Genomic DNA, 19,184 nt, shown 5'->3' on the forward strand with positions numbered 1-19,184 from the left:
GCAATAGCCAGCGTACGCTAAGCCGCTGTTTTGATATTCATAGGTGCTGTGCAGAAATACAGCGACAGTTCCATCCACCCCGCCAGAACGATGAAATCGCCTCCTCATCCTTCCTCATAAATGCAGAAGACGCATGGCGCACTGTCCCATGCGTCTTTTGTGCTGTCGCCCATATATTTTCAATAAAATCGCCCGCCCTGCCCACAACCTCAATTTATAAGTTGGAATTCCCCCCACAATCTGCTATAATGAAAGCGTCTCAGGAACCTGAGCCAATCGAAATCAAAAATCCAAGCCTCAAAGGAGGGACAGCATGAAATATGATTATCTGATCGTCGGAGCCGGACTGTTCGGCGCGGTCTTTGCCCGGGAGGCGAAGAAGAAGGGGAAGAAATGCCTGGTGGTGGAGCGGCGCAACCACATCGCCGGGAATGTCTACTGCGAGGAGGTTCACGGCATCCAGGTGCACCGGTACGGGGCCCATATCTTCCACACCTCGGACAGGCGGATCTGGGACTATGTATGCCAGTTCGCGGAGTTCAACAATTATGTCAACTCCCCCATCGCCCGCTATAAGGACGAGCTTTACAACCTGCCCTTCAATATGAACACATTCAGCAAGATGTGGAACATCGCCACCCCCGCCGAGGCCAAGGAAATCATCGCGGCCCAGATAGCGGACCTTGGCATCATCATGCCAAAGAACCTGGAGGAGCAGGCCCTTTCCCTGGTGGGCCGGGATGTATATGAGAAGCTGATAAAGGGTTATACTGAGAAGCAGTGGGGGCGGGACTGCCGCGACCTTCCGGCCTTTATCATCAAGCGTCTGCCCCTGCGCTTCACCTATGACAACAATTACTTCAATGACCGCTATCAGGGCATCCCCATCGGGGGCTATACGGAGCTGGTGGAGAAGCTGCTGGCGGGCACTGAGGTGCGCCTGAATGTGGACTATCTGGAGAACAGGCAGGAGCTGGACAGGCTGGCGGATAAGATCATATACACAGGCATGATAGACCAGTTCTACGATTATTCCCTGGGCGTCCTCCAGTACCGCAGCGTCCGCTTCGAGACCGAGGAGCTGGAGATGGAGAATTTCCAGGGCAACGCCGTGGTGAACTACACGGAGCGGGAGGTTCCCTATACCAGGATCATCGAGCACAAGCATTTTGAATTCGGGAAGCAGCCCACCACCATCATCTCCCGGGAATACTCCAGCGAGTGGAAGAAGGGGGACGAGCCCTATTATCCCGTGAACGATGACAGGAACAATGCCCTCTACGCCCAGTACAGGGAGAGGGCCGGGAAAGAGGCCAGGGTCATCTTCGGCGGCAGGCTGGGGGGCTATAAGTATTATGACATGGACAAGGTGATTGCCGCGGCGCTGGAGCTGTGCGAGGCGGAACTGAGATAGGAGGGCGCGCGATGAACATTATCTTATTATCCGGAGGAAGCGGCAAACGCCTGTGGCCTCTGTCCAATGACATCCGCTCCAAGCAGTTCATCCGGATGCTCTCCGACGGACAGGGGGGCTTCGAGTCCATGCTGGGCAGGGTCTACCGCCAGATATCCGCGGTGGATCCCGGGGCGCGGATCACCATAGCCACCGGCAGGAAGCAGGTGAGCCTGATCAAGAACCAGTTGGGGGACAGGGTGAACGTCTGCGTGGAGCCCTGCCGCCGGGACACCTTTCCGGCGGTGAGCCTGGCGGCCAGCTATCTGCGGGACGTACAGGGCGTGGAAGAAGACGAGCCTGTGGTGGTATGTCCGGTAGACCCTTACGTGGAGGAACCCTATTTCCGGGCCCTGCATGAGATGGCGCAGATGGCCGGGGCAGGGGGCGCGAACCTGTACCTGATGGGCATCGAGCCCACCTACCCCAGCGAGAAATACGGCTATATCATCCCCGCGTCCTCTGAGCGGGTCAGCGGCGTGGACACCTTCCGGGAGAAGCCGGACGTATCCACGGCCCGGGAGTATATCGCCCAGGGGGCACTCTGGAACGGCGGCGTGTTCGCCTTCCGGCTGGGCTATCTGCTGGAGAAGGCCCATGAGCGCATGGAGTTTCGGGATTACCAGGATCTGTTCTGCCGGTACGGGGAGATGGAGAAGATCAGCTTCGACTATGCGGTGGCGGAGCGGGAGCCGGAGATCCGGGTGCTGCGCTTCGGCGGCCAGTGGAAGGACCTGGGCACCTGGAACACTTTCTCTGAGGCCATGGCGGACAGCGCCCTGGGGCGGGCCACCCTGAACGAGACCTGCGAGAACACCCATGTGGTGAACGAGCTGAACATCCCCATCCTCTGCATGGGCTGCCGGGACATGGTGGTGGCCGCCAGCAGCGACGGCATCCTGATTTCGGACAAGGAGCAGAGCAGCTATATCAAGCCCTATGTGGAGCGGATAGAGCAGCAGGTCATGTACGCGGAGAAGTCCTGGGGGAGCTTCACGGTCCTGGATGTGCAGGAGGACAGCCTGACGATCAAGATTGTCCTGCTGCCGGGACACGCCCTGCATTACCACAGCCATGAGCACCGGGACGAGGTCTGGACGGTGATGGGCGGCAGGGGGAGGGCCGTGATCGATGGGGTGGAGCGCAGCGTCTCCCCGGGGGACGTGATCTCCATGCCGGCAGGGTGCAGGCACACCGTGTCCGCGGACAGCGAGCTGAAGATCATCGAGGTGCAGATAGGCAAGAACATCTCCGTGGAGGACAAATGCAAGCATGAGCTGTAAAATATTATACTAAAAATTGCCTTTTCAGGCATGATATGGTATGATAGGGCAAAACAGGGCCGTCCCCGGCGGACAGGGATTCCGGCAGAGGCGGGATGGAGGAGACATGGGAATGGAACAGTTGGCGATATTCGGCGGGACTCCTGTGCGGGAGCAGCCGCTTGGCTATGGAAAGCAATGGATTGAGGAGGATGACATACAGGCAGTGGCGGAGGTGCTCCGAAACGGGGATCTGACCTGCGGCCCTATGATTGCAGCGGCGGAACAGAAGCTCTGCGAGGTCACTGGCGCCAGGTATGCGGTGGTGGTGAGCAACGGCACGGCGGCGCTGCACCTGGCGGCCATGGCGGCGGGCTTTGGGGAAGGGGACGAGGTCATCGTCAGCCCCATCACCTTCGCCGCGTCGGCCAACTGCGTGCTCTACTGCGGCGCCAAGCCCGTGTTCGCTGACATCGACCCCGAGACCTACAATATCGACCCCGCCGCCATCGAAAAGCTGGTCACCCCCCGCACCAGAGGAATCGTGGCGGTTGACTATACCGGTCAAGCCGTGCGGCACAGGGAGATTGGGGAAATCTGCAGGAGGCACGGCCTGGTCTTCATTGAGGACGCGGCCCACGCCATCGGCACCAGGTACTGCGGACAGCCCGTGGGGAGCATGGCGGACATGACGTGCTTCAGCTTCCACCCGGTGAAGACCGTCACCTCCGGCGAGGGCGGCGCGGTGACCACCAATGACGAGGGCGTTTACCGTAGGCTGCTGCGTCTGCGGGCCCACGGCATCACCCGCAGCCGGGAGGAGATGGTGCATCCCACGGACGCCCTGTGGTACAATGAACAGGTGGAGCTGGGCTTCAACTACCGGATGACGGACATCCAGGCGGCGCTGCTGATAAGCCAGCTCGGGAAGCTGGACAGGTTCGCGGCCCGCAGGAAGGAGATCGTGGCGAAGTATGACGAGGCCCTGGCGGAGATCCCCGAAGTCGTCCTGCAGCGGGAGATTCCGGAGTCGGATACGGTGCGGCACCTGTACATCCTGCGTCTGCGGCCGGAGCGGCTGCTCTGCGACAGGCGGCAGTTCTTTGACGCGCTGCGGGCGGAGAACATCTATTCCCAGGTACACTATCTGCCGGTCTACTGGCACTCCTATTACGAGAAGCTGGGATACGGGAAGGGGCTGTGCCCCAACGCGGAGAAGCTCTATGAGGAGATCATGAGCCTGCCCCTGTTCTACGGCCTGACGGACGGGGACGTGGACGACGTCATCGCCGCCGTGAAGAAGGTCGCGGCGCACTACCGCAGATGAGGGAACGGGAAGGCCGTATGTTTGGAAGGATGCGAGACATGAACTGTTGTGAGAAGGAGCTGAGGAGGAACCGGATCATAGACGCGGCAGTGTTCCTGGCGCTGCTGGCCTGGGTATCGGCTGTGACGCTGGAGCTGTTCTACGGACAGACCTCCGGGGACGTATATTCGGACATGAAGGCATATATTCTGGAAATGCAGGGCCTGGAGAGCGGGTATAGCTTTCCCTACCCTGTATTTTTCAAGCTGGCGGCGCTGATCCATCTGTTCGCCTCGCCGGAGTGGTCCGTGGCCCTGGCCACCATGCTGCTCAACGGCCTGGGGATGACGGTGACGAAGCTGGCTTTCAACTGCCTGATCCTGCCCGGGACGGAGGCGGGGAGAGCGGGCGGGAAAGCCTCCGGGGCCTGGCGGCTGGCTTTCCGGATCGCCCTGAGCCTGGCGGCGGTATCCCTCTTTTTCATCTCCATGCTGTATCCCCCGAAGGGCATGTACGTGCCGGGGATTCCCTTCCGGTATCTGGGCGTGTTCTCGGCGAACCCTTTCCACAATGCCACCTATATCGCGGCCAGGCCCTTCGGGATCCTGGCATTCCTCTGGTACGTGAAGCTGCTGCCCGTGTATGAGGAGGGCGGCAGGGGGCGGGACTATGTGCTGTTCTCCCTCTTCCTGCTGGCCGCCACCATGACCAAGCCCAGCTTTACTCTGGTGCTGGTCAGCGCGGCGGGGCTGCTGATGCTGTACCGGCTGGTGCGGTCCGGCTTTCGGAATTTCCGCCCTACGGTGCGGCTGGGGCTCTGCTTCGTGCCCACCTTCCTGGACCTGCTGCACCAGTATAAGGGGGTGTTCGTGGCGGCGGAGGAGGGACAGGAGCGGGGCCTGGGCTTCTGCTTCGGGGAGGTCTGGGCGGATTACTGCTACAACATCCCCCTGGGCATCTGCCTGGCCATGGGATTTCCCCTGGCGGTGCTGGCGCTGAACTTCAGGGAGTGCAGGAAGGACGCCATGTTTCGGTTCTCCTGGCTGCTGTACATCGTAAGCTTCGCGGAGGCGTTCCTTCTATATGAAAAGGGGTTCCGGAAGGTGGACTTCAATTTCTCCTGGGGCTATATGTACGGAATCTTCTTCTGCCAGTTCGCCTCGGTCCTGCTGCTGCTGCGGGTTACCGCCCGGGAGCTGGCCCGGGGGATGGGGGCCTGCCGCAAGGATTCCGGCGGGGGATTGCAGGGCTTTTGGGACCGCCGGGGGCGCAGGGCGGCGATCCTGCTGCAGTGGATGGCGTATCTGGGCCATGTGGTCTGCGGCGTGGCCTATTTTACGGATATGCTGCATGGCGGCACATATTATTGAGAGAAGCGGGAGAAAGGGCAGTGCAGATGGAGAGGATAGCAGTATTGATTCCCTGTTATAATGAGGAGCAGACCATAGCCAAGGTGGTGGACGATGTAAAGGCGGCGCTGCCGGAGGCCGTGGTCTATGTCTATGACAACAATTCCACCGACAGGACGGTGGAGCTGGCGAGGGACCACGGTGCTGTAGTCCGTCGGGAGCGCAAGCAGGGCAAGGGGAACGTGATCCGCAGGATGTTCCGGGAGATCGACGCCCTGTGCTATCTGATGATCGACGGGGACGACACCTATCCCCTGGACTGCGCCAGGGAGATGGCGGACCGGGTCCTGGAGCGGGGTGCGGACATGGTGGTGGGGGACAGGCTCTCCTCCACCTACTTTACGGAGAACAAGCGGCCCTTCCACAACTTCGGCAACAGCCTCATGCGGACGGGCATCAACGGGCTGTTCCACACGGACATCAAGGACATCATGACGGGCTACAGGGCCTTCAGCTATGAGTTCGTGAAGACCTTCCCCGTGTTCTCCAAGGGCTTCGAGATAGAGACGGAGATGACCATCCACGCGGTGAATTACAATATGCAGGTGGAGAACGTGGTGGTGGAGTACCGGGACAGGCCGGAGGGGAGCCAGTCCAAGCTGAACACCTACAGCGACGGGCTGCGGGTCATCCGGAAGATGCTGCAGCTCTACCGCAACTACAGGCCGGCCCGGTTCTTCGGAGCCGTCTGCCTGTTCCTGGTGGCGGCTGCGCTGCTGTTCATGCTGCCCATTTTCAGGGAATACTTTGCCACGGGGCTGGTGCCCCGGTTCCCCACGCTGATCGTCTGCGGGTTCATGGTGCTGGCGGGAATCCAGTCCTTCTTCGCGGGCATGATCTTGGAGGTCCTGGCGGCGAAGGACAGACGGGATTTCGAATACCGCCTGGCCAGGGTCTGCGCCGAGAAGAGGGGAGCTTTGGATGGGGACGGTAGATAAGGTCATAATCGGGGCCGGGCTGTACGGGCTGTACGCGGCGCTGCGCTGTGCCAGGATGGGCCAGCGGGTGGCGGTGCTGGAGATGGAGGACGCGGCCTTCGCCAGGGCCACATACGCGAACCAGGCCAGGGTGCACATGGGCTACCACTATCCCAGGTCCCTGTCCACGGCCCTGAAGAGCGCAGGGTATTTCAGGCGGTTCGTGGAGGACTATTCCTTCTGCATCCACGCCCGGTTCCAGCAGGTGTACGCCACCTCCAGGCATTTCTCCTGGACGGACGCGGGGGAGTTCGTGAAGTTCTGCAGGGACGCGGGGATCTTCTGCGAGGCGCTGCCGGTGGAGCGGTTCTTTCAGGAGGGAAGCTGCGACGGGGCTTTCCTCACGGAGGAGTACACCTATGATGCGGGGATCCTGCGGGACTTCTTCCTGGAGGAGCTGGGGAAGTGGAAGGGCGTGGAGCTGCTCTTGGGCAGGGAGATCGTCCGCATTGCGAAAGGGGCAGACCGGTATGAGGTACATGCCCTGCACCGGGGGCGGGAGGAGCGGTACGAGGCCCCCTTCGTGCTGAACGCCACCTATGCCTCGGTGAACCAGGTGCTGGGGCTGGTGGAGGGCGGGGACTTCCGGCCCTTCCCCATCAAGTATGAGCTGTGCGAGATTATCCTGTGCAGGGTGAACGATCGGCTGCGGGACATCGGGCTGACGGTGATGGACGGCCCCTTTTTCTCCATCATGCCCTTCGGGAGGACGGGATGTCATTCCCTGACCTCTGTGACCTTCACGCCCCACAAGACCAGCCGGGGAATCGTGCCCCGGTTCCCCTGCATGGAGGGAACGGACTGCGGGGGGAGGCTGGGGAACTGCAACACCTGCGCCAGGAGGCCGGAGAGCGCCTGGGAGTACATGGCGGCCCTGGCCAGGAAATACGTGCGGGAGGAGTACCGGTTCGCCTATGAGAGGTCGCTGTTCTCCATGAAGCCTGTGCTGAAGGCTTCCGAGATAGACGATTCCAGGCCCACGGTGCTGAAGTTCTCCACCAGGCGGCCCGCCTTCCTGAGCGTGCTGTCGGGGAAGATCAATACGGTCTACGATCTGGACGAGTTTCTGGACGAAAAATAAAGCAAGAATGGAATGCCGGGAAGATGCTACAGAGTAAGGAAAAGAATTTTGTGTCCTGCGTGATATATCTGCACGACGAGGGGGAGCGGATTAGGGAGTTCCTGGGACTGGTCTGCGGCGTGATGCGGGAGAATTTTGAAAAATATGAGATCGTCTGCGTGGACGACGGCTGTGTGGACGACACCGTGGAGCAGGTGCGGGGGTTCCTGGAGGAGCTGGCCGAGAAGCCCGTGGTGAGCCTGATCCACTTAAGCTACTATCAGGGCATGGAGAGCGCCATGAATGCCGGGAGGGACCTGGCGGTGGGGGATTTCCTGTTCGAGTTCGACGGCTGCGAGGCGGATTTCGAGCCCGGGCTGGTGATGGAGGTGTACCGCAGGGCGCTGGAGGGCGTGGACGTGGTGGCGGCTGCGCCGAAGTACGGGATCCCGCTGAGCTCCAGGCTTTTCTACATGGTGTACAACTGGGGGAACCGGTTCCGGGAGAAGCTGGAGCAGGAGCGCTTCCGGCTGGTATCCAGGCGGGCGGTGAACCGGGTGAACCAGATGAACGCCTACATCCCCTACCGGAAGGCCATGTACATGAACTGCGGGCTGAAGACGGACACTATACACTATGACAACAAGGAGTTGGCGAAAAAACATAAGAACAGAGAGGAATGGGGGAACCGCAGGGCCCTGGCCACGGACACGATCATCATCTTCACCAATGTGCTGGAGAAGATCTCCCTGGCCGTGAGCGTGGTGCTGCTGGGGGCGCTGCTGATCATGTTCGGCTACCTGGTCTATTCCGTCTTCAGCAGGAACCGCCCTGTGGAGGGCTGGCTGTCCATCATGTCGCTGATGTCCTTCGGCTTCTTCATGATGTCGGTGATGCTGACATTGATACTGAAGTACCTGTCGGTGCTCCTGAATATGGGCTTTAAGCGGCAGCGGTATGTGATAGAAGGGGTGGAGAAGCTGACATCATGAAGTGGACGATCATATTTCCCGTGTTGAATGAGAGGCTGCGGCTGGAGAGCGGCGTGGTGCGGACAGTGGAGCATCTGGCGTCCGTGGGGTTCGAGGACTATGAGATCATCATCGTGGACAATGGCTCCGAGGACGAGACGCCTCAGATCGCCGCCGGGCTCTGCGACAGGTATGCCAGGGTGCGGTACGAAAGGATTCCGGTCCGTGGGGTGGGCGCTGCCTTCCGCAGGGGCGTGGAGCTCTCCCGTGGGGAGGTGGTGGGCTATATGGACATCGACCTGTCCACGGACATCCGCCACCTGGGGGAGGCTGTCCGATTGTTTCAGGAGAGGCCGGAGCTTGCCTATATAAACGGCAGCCGCTTCGCCAGGGAGTCCTGCACCAGGGGGCGGAAGTGGTATCGCAGGATCACCTCCCAGGGGCTGTTGATCCTGCTGAAGCTGTTCCTGGGGATGAAGTCCACGGACGCCATCTGCGGCTTCACCTTCCTGCGGCGGGAGACGGCCCTGTCTTTGATAGAGGGCTGCAGCCTGGACAACGGGTGGTTCTACATGATTGAATTTCTGCTCCGGGCGGAGAAGCGGGGGGTGGAGATCCTGGATTATCCCGTGGAGTGGCAGGAGGACTACAATACAACAGTTAAGATTTTCCGGACGATCGTGGATTACCTGGTGCAGATTGCCAGGCTGTTCCGGGAATTTTATACTCACGAGCGATGAAATTTGCCGCGATGTCCCCGGAATCTTTCGCTCGTGAGTCTGGTCGCTTGGCAAGTTTTAGTGATTGTCAGTATATATTCGGAAAAATATCTGAGCCGCATCTGCCGGGAATGCCGGGACAGGGCCCATGGATTTTACGGGCGCAGGGATAACGGGAAAAGCTATGGGGAGATGACGGCGGCCTGGCAGATGCGCAGCTTATGCTGCATAACGCAGCATACTGCCTAATGTAATGTAATCATGGGATTGAGCCAATCAGCGTATGCAGCCTGGTTTCACGGCAAGCGAAATCGTTAAGCAGTATAATAAGGGGATGTCATATGAGCGCACAAATCAGACGAATCGACCTGACCAGGGACTACGACGCCCACAGGCAGGAATATCAGGAGGCCATAGAGAATGTCTGCCGGGACACTGCCTTCTCCGGCGGGAAATACGCGGATGCCTTTGACCGGGAGTTCGCGGCCTATGTGGGGGTCCCTTACGCCTGCGGCGTGAACAACGGCACCTCGGCGCTGCACCTGGCCATGCTGGCGCTGGGGGTGGGGCCGGGGGACGAGGTCATCGTGCCAGCCAACACCTACATCGCCACGGCGTGGGGGGTGAGCTATACCGGGGCCGTGCCCGTGTTCGCGGACTGCACGGCGGATACCTGGGAGCTGGACGTCTCCCGGCTGGAGGAGCGCATCACCCCCAGGACCCGGGGCATACTGGGGGTCCATCTGTACGGACAGCCCTTCGACTACGCGGGGGCCAGGGAGGTGGCGGACAGGCACGGGCTCTTTGTGGCGGAGGACTGCGCCCAGGCCCACGGCGCGAAGTTTCAGGGCAGGAACGTGGGCGCTCTGGGCGATATCGCCTGTTTCAGCTTCTACCCGGGCAAGAATCTCTACGCCTTCGGGGAGGGCGGCAGCGTCACCTGCCGGGAGGAGTCTTATCACAGGCATATGACCAGGCTGAAGAACCAGGGCTGCGACGTGGCCTACTATCACGATGAGATCGGCTATAATTACCGCCTGGAGGGGCTGCAGGGCGCGGTGCTGTCCGTGAGCCTGAAATACCTCCCCGGGTGGACGGCCAGGCGGCAGGAGATCGGGAGGCGCTATGAGAGGGAGATCACCAATCCCCTGATCCAGATGCAGGTCCATCCCGTCTGCACGGAACCGGTTTATCATCTGTTTGTAGTCCAGATGGAGGAGCGGGACAGGTTCATCCGATATATGGCGGATCAGGGCGTGGAGTGCCACAGACATTATCCCGTGCCCTGCCACCTGCAGAAGGCCTATGCCCATCTGGGGTATGGGAGGGGCGACTGCCCCAACGCGGAGCGGCTGGCGGAGCGCTGCGTGACCCTGCCGCTGTTCCCTGAGATGCGGGAGGATGAGATTGCCAGGGTGATAGAGCTGTGCAATGGCTTCCGCTGAGGCCGGCGGGAGGCGGATAGGACAGCGGGTGCTGATTGCTCAAGGATTCATGCATTGGGGCACTATGTGACAGGCATGTCAGAATAAGCCGCCGGACACGGCTTGGCAGAAGGGAGAGGTGCGAATTGGAGAGAGAGAAATATACTGACAGGGACGCGGGTATCTATCTGCGCCTGATGACAGGAGAGGATACGGATCTGATCGTGGAATGGCGCAACCGGGAGGCGGTGCGCAGGAACTTCATCTATCAGGAGCCCTTCACCAGGCAGGGGCATGAGAGCTGGATCCGGAACATGGTGGAGACGGGAAAGGTGGTACAGACTGTCATCTGCGACCTTGCCACGGACAGGCCTCTGGGCAGCGTCTACATCCGGGACATCGACAGGCAGCACAACAAGGCGGAGTACGGCATCTTCATCGGCGAGGAGGAGGCCCGGGGGAGAGGCGTGGGGACGGCTGCGGCGAAGCTGATGCTGCGCTACTGCTTCGAGGAGGAGAGGCTGCACCGGATCTATCTGCGGGCGCTGTCCGGGAACGGGCAGGCCATCCGCAGCTATGAGAAGGCCGGATTCGTGAAGGAGGCCTGCCTGAGGGACGATGTGCGCATCGACGGGGAGTACCGGGACATCATCTGGATGGCGGCGCTGGATCCGGTGGGGGAAGGCCGGACGTGAGGGCCAGAATCTGCTGAGATGCCCGGGCTCCAATGAGGGAGACATTTGGGGCGGCGGGGCGGATGTCCGGTGGGGGAAGGCCGGACGTGAGGGCCAGAATCCGCTGAGATGCCCGGGGCTCCAATGGGGGAGCATTTGGGGCGGCGGGACGGATGTCCGGTGGGGGAAGGCCGGACGTGAGAGGCCGAATCTGCTGGGATGCCCGAGCTCCAATGGGGAGGCATTTGGGCCAGCCGAGCGGATGGCAGGTGGGGAAGGCGTGGATACTGTAAATAAGGCTGCGGAGGGAAACAGGAGGCGCGAAGGGCAGGATGAGGGAGAATCGATGGAAAACATGGTGGAGACGGGAGCGGGGGACATGTCTGCGGGCAGCGGTCCTGGCCTGTCTGCCTGTCATCGCCTGCCTGGTCTGCTGCGCCGCCAGGGGACAGGGCATAGGCCAGGTCTATCTGCCGTCCTCGGAGCGCAATGACGAGCTGATCTACTATAAGCAGGTGGAGGCTATCCTGGAGTACGGCTATCCCAGGGGGTATTTCGGCTTCAACGAAAGCCATGCCCTGAAGCTGTCCTTTGCCGCCTGGAGCCCTGCGCTGATGCTGCCCTGGGTGCTGTGGGGGCTTTTGTTCGGCTGGAACCTGCTGTCGCCGGTGCTGTGCAATCTGTTCCTGCTGGCCGGGGCCATGCTGCTCTACGGGATGCTGGCGAAGCCGGACTGGAAGCAGACGGGCATCATCAGCCTACTGTTCTTCCTGTACATGCCCTTCTCCTGGTACATGCTCTGCGGCATGCCGGAAATCGGCTGCATGAGCCTGGCAATCGTGTTCTATGGGGCCGCGGCGGGGTGGCTTAGGCGGCGCAGGGGCGGGCTTCTGGCCGTCATGTTCGCGCTGGCGGGGCTGCTTACCCTGATGCGGCCCTATTTCCTGCTGTTCCTGCTGCTTCCGGCGTATTTCTGGATCTTCCGGGACGCCGCGGGGGGGAGCCGGGGGATGGCGGACTCTGGTGGGACAGGGGAAAAAGGCCGGGCATCGGGCCGCGGCGGGAAGCCGGGGGAGGGCCGGATCCGGTGGGGAGCCGTCCTGGGCACGGCGGCGGTCTTCGCGGCGGTGCTGGGGGCCTACGCCTGGATCGGCCATTTCCTGGCGGCGGCGTATTTCAGGCCTCTCTACCGGATGGACTGGCTCACGGCCTTTTTCCAAAAAGGATTGGGCGGCGGACTGAAGAACCTGTTTGGTTCCCTGTATTATTCCGGGCGGGAATTCGTAAGCTATATGAAGCAGGGGATGGTCAGCGGGCTTCCCGCCGGGGGGATTTTCTGCTGCTATGTGGTGATGCTCCTGATACTCTTTTGGCAGAGCGTGAAGGATGTTGTGGCTCTGCGCAGGCTTGAGGCTGGGGGGGAGAGGCGCCGGGAGCTGGGCGGGCAACTGGCCCTGGAGGGGCATCTGGCCTTTTCCTTCCTGGCGATGCTGTTCGCCACATTGCTGCTGATGAGCAATTTCCATGACGGCTGCAAGCACCTTTTGACCTTCCTGGCGGCGGGCATCTTCCCGATTGCCAGGATGCGGACAGTGTACTGGAAGAAGGCCATCCTCACCGGCGTGGCGTTCGCCTTTGTCTTTTCCTACCACGGGGCAGCCTTTGAAGCCTACCAGCCGACCTTCTACCAGGAGGCGGTGGCCCTGGGCCTGGAGGGCTTCGGGGCGGATGTGGAGAGGGAGCTGGCCCTGGCCGGGGATGCCGGGCCCAGTTATGACAATACTGTCATATGGGTGCTGTCGGACGAACTGCCGGAGGGCCCCAGGTACACGGGTTGGCAGTACCTGTACGCCCTGCCGCCGGGCTTCGGCATCAACTGCTGTACGGCGGAGTACGTTACGGAAAACTTCCGATCGCTGCGCAGCAGGTATCTGTGCGTGGTGCCGGGAGGGCCTGTGGAGGAGGCGTGCCGCCTGATGGAATACGAAGAGATCACCGGAAACGAGCACGCAGTGCTATATCGGAGATATTGAGCCGGAAGGACAGGCCGGCGTAAATAGAAGGAGTGGACAGGACAGATGAAGAAGATCAGCTTTGTGATACCCTGCTATCGCTCGGAGCACACGCTCCCCCATGTGATAGCGGAAATCGATGAAAAAATGAAGACCATGGAGCAGTACAGGTACGATATCTTCCTGGTGAACGACTGCTCCCCCGACGGCACGCTGGAGACCATCCGGTCCCTGTGCGCCTCCCACGACAATATCCGGGGCATGGACTTCGCCAGGAACTTCGGCCAGCACGCGGCGCTGATGGCGGGGCTGCGCCACTCGGACGGGGATTATGTGGTATGCCTGGACGACGACGGGCAGACTCCGGCCGATCAGGTGGACAGGCTCATAGACAAGCTGGAGGAGGGGTATGACGCCGTGTATGCCAGATATGACCACAAGCAGCACTCCGCCTTCCGGAACCTGGGCAGCAAGGTCAACGAGCGGATGACCCGCTCCATGCTGGGAAAGCCCGCGGATCTGTACATCTCCAGCTATTTCGCGGCCAAGCGCTTCGTAGTGGAGGACATGGTCCGCTATGAGAACTCCTACCCCTATATCATCGGGCTGGTGCTGCGGGCCACCAGGAACATCGCCAATGTGCCCGTGGACCACAGGGAGCGGGAGGAGGGGGCCTCCGGGTACACCTTCAAGAAGCTCTTCTCGCTGTGGTTCAACGGCTTTACGGCCTTCTCGGTGAAGCCTCTGCGGATCGCCACAGCCGTGGGAGCGGTCAGCGCGGCCGCGGGCTTCCTCTACGGCTTCTACACGATCCTCAAGCGGCTGGTCAACCCTGCCGTGCCCATGGGCTTCAGCTCCCTGATGTCCGCCATCGTGTTCTTCGGAGGCATGATCATGCTGATGCTGGGGCTGATCGGGGAGTACGTGGGGCGGGTCTATATCAGCCTGAACAATTCGCCCCAGTATGTCATCCGGGAAAGAATCAACATGGACGAGTGATGGAGGGCGGCTGTATGGAGAGGTTTCTGGACTGGTGGAAAAAGGAAGACAGACGCGCCACATTGCTCAAGGCGCTGCTGCTGGCCCTGGTGCCGTTGCTTTGCTGCGTGGCCTACTGCGCGGCGCAGGGGCGCTGGATCTGGGAGGTGTACCTGCCCTCCTCCCAGTGGAACGACGAGCTGTTCTACTACAAGCAGGTGGAGGGCATCCTGAGCCACGGGTATCCACAGGGATATTTCGGCTTTAACGAGAGCCATGCGCTGAAGCTCTCCTTCGCGGCATGGAGCCCTGTGCTGGTGTTCCCCTGGGTGATCTGGGGGCTGCTGTTCGGCTGGAACCTGGCATCGCCCGTTCTCTGCAATATTTTCCTGCTGAGCCTTGCGTGCTTCCTGTATGTGTGGCTGGTGAGGCCCTCCTGGAGGCAGCTCGGAATGGTGGCTTTGCTGTTCGGCCTGTACAATAACTTCGCCCGGTATATGCTTTCCGGCATGCCGGAGGCAATCTGCTTCGCCATGGTGATTCTGTTCTATGGGGCGGCGGTGAACTATCTGAGGCGCAGGAAGAACTACAAGCTTGTCGTCCTATTCGCCATGTCCTGTACCATGACCCTGATGCGTCCTTATCTGATTCTGTTCCTGCTGCTGCCGTGCTGGCTCTGGATTTGGGGGAGCCGCCGGGGGAGATGGCTGCGGGGTCTGGGTTCCGCGGCGATTCTGGGCGCGACCCTGGGCCTGTATGGAGCAATCAACCATTATCTGGGGGCGGAATACATCACGCCGCTGTTCTACACGGACTGGATCCAGGCCTTTTTCCGGCAGGGCGTTTTGGGGGGCCTGCGGTTCACCTTTGAGAAGCTCCTGACAAAGGGCAGCGAATACATGGCTTACGCAAAACAGGGGCTGCGGACGGTGAATACCACGGGGGCCGTGTACGCGGGATACCTGCTCTGCCTTTTCGCCCTGGCGGTGCAGTGCGCCGGGGACTGGGCGGCCTACAGGCGTTCCGGCGGGGGCCTGGACAGGAGTTTTGGCGAGGATTTGGACAGGAGTACCGGCAAGGGTCTCGACAGGTGCTCCGGCAAGGGCCTCGACAGGAGTTCCGGCGGGGATTTCGACAGGCATCCCGGCGTGGATTTGGACAGGAGTACCGGCAAGGGCCTCGACAGGAGTTCCGGCGAGGATTTCGACAGAAGTTCCGGCGGGAGGCTCGACAGGCATCCCGGCGTGGGAGATTCCCCCCAGGGGGCTGCGGCGGGATGGGCGGTGGCCAGGGCTCATCTGGCATTCTGCTTCCTGACCATGCTGCCCGCGCTGCTTTTGATGTACAAGACCATAGAGGGCAGCAGGCATCTGCTGACCTTCATGGCGGCGCTGATCTTCCTGATTCCCCTGGCGGAAAAGGGGGCCTGGCGCAGGACGGCCTGTGTGGCGGCCTGCCTGGGGGCGGCATTCGCCTATCTGTACATCTACAGAGCGGCGGACCCCTACGACTACCAGGTGGCATACATGCAGGAGGAAAGGCGGGCCTCTCTGGAGGAATGGGAGAGGGTGTTCGATGAAAGCCTGGTGCTGGACAGGGAGGATGTGCCGAATTACAGAAATGTAGTCATATGGGTGCAGAACGACGTGATAGAGGACGTTCCGGTGTACACTGCCTGGCAGTTGCTGTACATGCTGCCGGAGGGCTTCGGCATCAACTGCTGTACCAGGGAGTATGTGCTGGAGCATGTGGGATCCCTGCGGAGCCGCTACCTGTGCGGCCCTGTGGGCGGGGAGATAGAGCGGCTCTGCGAGGAGAACGGGTACAGGCAGCTATACACGGACGGGGAGATGGCGCTGTATGAGATTTACTGAGGGATGTGGCCCTCCAAGCGGGAGCTAAGGCAGCAGCCCCTCCAGCCTGGCGGCCTTCTTCACGGTCTCCAGCGCCACGGAATACACAAGGCATACCGCCAGCAATAGCAGGAAGGTGATCCCCGCGTACCGGAACCTGTAGATATAGGGCCTCCAGAGGATTTTGTAGAAGAAGGTGTGCACCAGATAGATGTTCATGGAGTGCTTCCCCACAAAGGCCAGCGCCTTTCCCAGCACAGGCACGCGGCCCGCCACACCGGCGGCCGCCATCACCAGGAACAGGGAGACGGGTGCGTCTATCAGATGGATGTAGTATTCATGCACCATGTAATTCTGCCGGATCAGGACGCAGAGGACGAAGCCCGCCGCCGCGGCCAGCCATTTCAGCACAGGGTGGAGCTTTAAGCCCAGCAGCCTGTCGGGCCAGCGCCCCCGGGCGGCGCAGACGCCGAAGACCGCCACGAAGAAATACCTCGCCAGATCCGGGTGGAGGGTGACGGCGGAGGGCAGGAGGAAGGCCAGCGGCAGGATCGGCCAGCCGACCTTCTCCGCCAGCCCTGCCAGCAGCGGGACGAGGAAGATCAGGAGATAGGCGATCTCCATATACCACCAGGTGTCGTTCAGGGTAGGGGTGCCGAAGAACATGGACAGCCCCAGGGCGTCCGTCAGCAGCGGCAGGACGCCCTGCTTGCCCGCTCCGTAGAGGGACTGGTAATCGAACTTGTACCACCACAGCAGGCTCACGCTGGCATACAGGATGGCGAAATTCAGCATCAGCCGCAGGAACCGCCTGGCGGCCTGGCCGTAAGCGCTCTTCCAGCACAGGCCCTCCGGGGACCACTGTCCCTCCAGGCCCCTTGCGATGCCGAAGGCCGTGAGGAACACGAACATGGAGACGCAGATATTCCCGAAGCCGGAGAAGCACAGGAAGCCCTCCAGGGAGAAGGGCGTATAGTTTACCTCCATGGAGGTAATCAGTTCTTCGTTTTCAAATAGATGGTAGGCCAGCAACAGGAGGATGGCCAGCCCCTTTGCCATATTGGAGTGGGTCCTGGTGAATTGGTTCTGCATGATTCCCTCATTTCCGCGCCGCTTTCCGGTCAGCGGGCGCAAGCGTCAGTGTAAAGCCGTACAGGAACGGGACGGTGAACAGGATGGGAAAGGCATACCGGGGGTGGCCCAGGAAGCAGGGCGAGGCCATGCAGATCAGGAGGCTCACCCAAAGGGGCGCCCCGGCACAGAGGGCAGCGCTCAGCCCGCGCCTTCTCTGGTAAAAGGCCAGGAGGAACAGGGCCCATACGCTGGCTCCCACGTTCTCCAGAAGCCCCAGGGGTGTCCGTGCGGCGAACCGGTAATAGAAGATCAACAGCTTCTCCGCATTGGGGAACAGCCCTCCCTGCCGGACGGTCTCATAGGTGTCTGCCTCATAGCGGATGGAATTTGAGACCCCGGGGGTGAACCATCCGTAGATATGGGCGAAAAAGGCCTCGATGTAGGGGCCGGGATGCCGGAAGAACCCGCGCAGCCATGCCTTCATGTAGGAAAAAACCTCTCCTGTGGAAGCGTCGCGGTGGAACAGGGCCTTCACGGGATCCGCGCTGGCGGGATCGTACTTGTCCGCCACGGTGCCCACATCCCCCAGCACGGCCTCGATGGCAGCCCGCTCCTCCGGCGTGATTTCCTGCTGATAGAGCAGCAGGTATCGGGCGGTCTGCTGGAAGGGCAGGGACATCATCTCCCCTATGCTGCCGGGAGACGCGTGGCAGGCAAAGGCCAGCAGCGCCAGGATCACCCGGGCGGTGAGGATGCTGGCCCCGAAGCCTGCGAGCAGGAACCGGAGCCTTTCCCGCAGCCCGTATTTCCGGAACAGGAAGAGAAAGCCTGCGATTCCGGACAGCACCACCACGTACAGCCCGTTGTTGCGCAGCAGTATGACGCTTACCTGTATCAAAAAGAACGAAATAACGAATCTGCGGCTATGGATGCGCCGGGGCTCCTCCAGGAGCAGGGCCAGCCACAGGCAGTAGAGGACCATGCAGGCCGCGAAGGGCACGTCCTTCACGGCGGTGGAGGCCATGTTGGAATACACCGGCGTGACGCAGTACAGCGCCTGCAGTGTAAGCAGGAGGGGAAAGGATGCCCCGCGGCGGGAGAGGACCCCGATTGTAGCCGCCAGCGCCGCCGCCAGCATGGCGTCCTGCAGCAGCATATAGACGAACAGGCCGATCTCCGGGGAATGGAACAGCGTCTGTCCCGCTTTCACCAGCCCTCCCATGATCAGGGTGTGGAACAGCGGATGGTGGGTGCTGTAGCCCGCGCTGCCCATGACCTGTTCGATCTGGCCGATCGCGTCCCAGCACAGGTTGCCGGGGAAGGCCAGGAGCAGGAAAGGGAGGTAGGCGCCTGCCAGGATGAGAAATGACCTGGAGAAGGCGTGCCGGGAGAAGAAGTGCTCCCCGCCTCCCGTGAAGCCATGGGAATCCATGGCCTGCCAGACCAGCCCGATCAGGGCCCGGAACAGACCGGCATACCCCCCGAAGCTCAGGGCCGATTTCAGGAGGTTCACCGGGCTGCCCAGGATGTAGGAGCTGTCGGCTGCCAGATGATAACTCTGCCCGAACAGGAGGCAGAGGGCGAAAAAGCCCGCCAGGAGCGCGCTGGAGCGCCCGTCCTGTTCCGTTCCTTCCAGCCGCCTGTGGGCGAAGCGATAGAAGACGGCGGCCAGCAGCAGCAGGAGGAAGAATCTCAGGTCATACTCCCCCAGTATCTCATATATGGATGCGATTGCGTAATCGATGAAGGTCTCGTACTGTCCGGGCGCCAGAGGGGCGTGGAACGCGGTGCACAGAGCATAGGCGGTCAGGAAGCTTTTGGCGAGTATCCTCAGGCAGAGGGCTTTCGTAAGGTCGGATGCTTTTTCTTTCATGGGTGGTCCCCCTGTGGCATGTTTTTTGGATAAGCTACTTCCCTATTTTATATCAACCCTGTCAGAAAGACAAGCCGGAATTGCCTAATTCGCTTGACAAAGAGGGGAATGGTTCGCTAGAATGACACATAAAAGGAAT

The 19,184-nt window shown here is 61.0% G+C and carries 15 protein-coding genes; 13 read left to right on the forward strand and 2 right to left on the reverse strand.

Features of this window, described 5'->3' with window-relative positions:
- Positions 1–313: 313 nt before the first annotated feature.
- From glf to Q2B33_RS00340, 13 genes are all read left to right on the forward strand, one after another.
- Complete coding sequence (gene glf, locus Q2B33_RS00280) at positions 314–1,414, forward strand: UDP-galactopyranose mutase (RefSeq protein ID WP_300568629.1); 1,101 nt, start codon at positions 314–316, stop codon at positions 1,412–1,414.
- 11 nt (positions 1,415–1,425) lie between these two features.
- On the forward strand, positions 1,426–2,736 hold the full coding sequence (locus Q2B33_RS00285; RefSeq protein WP_300568632.1) for a sugar phosphate nucleotidyltransferase: 1,311 nt from the start codon (positions 1,426–1,428) through the stop codon (positions 2,734–2,736).
- 112 nt (positions 2,737–2,848) lie between these two features.
- Positions 2,849–4,042, forward strand: coding sequence for a UDP-4-amino-4,6-dideoxy-N-acetyl-beta-L-altrosamine transaminase (pseC, locus tag Q2B33_RS00290; protein WP_300568635.1), 1,194 nt, complete (start codon positions 2,849–2,851; stop codon positions 4,040–4,042).
- A gap of 38 nt (positions 4,043–4,080) precedes the next feature.
- Positions 4,081–5,391 carry a hypothetical protein gene (locus Q2B33_RS00295; protein WP_300568638.1) on the forward strand — a complete coding sequence of 437 codons (1,311 nt, stop codon included), beginning with the start codon at positions 4,081–4,083 and terminating at the stop codon, positions 5,389–5,391.
- A gap of 26 nt (positions 5,392–5,417) precedes the next feature.
- A complete protein-coding gene (locus Q2B33_RS00300) occupies positions 5,418–6,368 on the forward strand; it encodes a glycosyltransferase family 2 protein (protein WP_296455338.1) in 951 nt (316 codons plus the stop codon).
- On the forward strand, positions 6,352–7,488 hold the full coding sequence (locus Q2B33_RS00305; RefSeq protein ID WP_300568643.1) for an FAD-dependent oxidoreductase: 1,137 nt from the start codon (positions 6,352–6,354) through the stop codon (positions 7,486–7,488). Before Q2B33_RS00300 ends, Q2B33_RS00305 begins: the two co-directional genes overlap by 17 nt.
- A gap of 23 nt (positions 7,489–7,511) precedes the next feature.
- Complete coding sequence (locus Q2B33_RS00310) at positions 7,512–8,459, forward strand: glycosyltransferase (RefSeq protein ID WP_300568645.1); 948 nt, start codon at positions 7,512–7,514, stop codon at positions 8,457–8,459.
- Positions 8,456–9,178 carry a glycosyltransferase gene (locus Q2B33_RS00315; RefSeq protein ID WP_300568647.1) on the forward strand — a complete coding sequence of 241 codons (723 nt, stop codon included), beginning with the start codon at positions 8,456–8,458 and terminating at the stop codon, positions 9,176–9,178. The genes Q2B33_RS00310 and Q2B33_RS00315 overlap by 4 nt, the downstream gene beginning before the upstream one ends.
- Before the next feature lie 320 nt (positions 9,179–9,498).
- A complete protein-coding gene (locus tag Q2B33_RS00320) occupies positions 9,499–10,602 on the forward strand; it encodes a DegT/DnrJ/EryC1/StrS aminotransferase family protein (protein WP_300568649.1) in 1,104 nt (367 codons plus the stop codon).
- Positions 10,603–10,727: 125 nt separating this feature from the next.
- Positions 10,728–11,276 (forward strand): GNAT family N-acetyltransferase, encoded by a 549-nt coding sequence (locus Q2B33_RS00325; RefSeq protein ID WP_300568651.1) that lies wholly within the window; start codon positions 10,728–10,730, stop codon positions 11,274–11,276.
- Positions 11,277–11,587: 311 nt separating this feature from the next.
- Positions 11,588–13,288 (forward strand): hypothetical protein, encoded by a 1,701-nt coding sequence (locus Q2B33_RS00330; RefSeq protein WP_300568654.1) that lies wholly within the window; start codon positions 11,588–11,590, stop codon positions 13,286–13,288.
- Positions 13,289–13,333: 45 nt separating this feature from the next.
- A complete protein-coding gene (locus Q2B33_RS00335) occupies positions 13,334–14,266 on the forward strand; it encodes a glycosyltransferase family 2 protein (RefSeq protein WP_300568657.1) in 933 nt (310 codons plus the stop codon).
- A gap of 14 nt (positions 14,267–14,280) precedes the next feature.
- Positions 14,281–16,119 (forward strand): hypothetical protein, encoded by a 1,839-nt coding sequence (locus tag Q2B33_RS00340; RefSeq protein ID WP_300568660.1) that lies wholly within the window; start codon positions 14,281–14,283, stop codon positions 16,117–16,119.
- A gap of 24 nt (positions 16,120–16,143) precedes the next feature.
- Here Q2B33_RS00340 and Q2B33_RS00345 read toward each other — a convergent pair whose 3' ends face one another.
- Both Q2B33_RS00345 and Q2B33_RS00350 read right to left on the reverse strand, forming a co-directional pair.
- Positions 16,144–17,190: an acyltransferase family protein gene (locus Q2B33_RS00345; RefSeq protein WP_300568663.1), complete on the reverse strand. Its 1,047-nt coding sequence runs from the start codon at positions 17,188–17,190 to the stop codon at positions 16,144–16,146.
- Positions 17,191–17,197: 7 nt separating this feature from the next.
- Positions 17,198–19,045, reverse strand: coding sequence for a DUF6020 family protein (locus tag Q2B33_RS00350; protein ID WP_300568666.1), 1,848 nt, complete (start codon positions 19,043–19,045; stop codon positions 17,198–17,200).
- Positions 19,046–19,184: the final 139 nt, after the last annotated feature.

The sequence above is a fragment of the uncultured Acetatifactor sp. genome (assembly GCF_948601915.1).
Lineage (GTDB): Bacteria > Bacillota > Clostridia > Lachnospirales > Lachnospiraceae > Acetatifactor.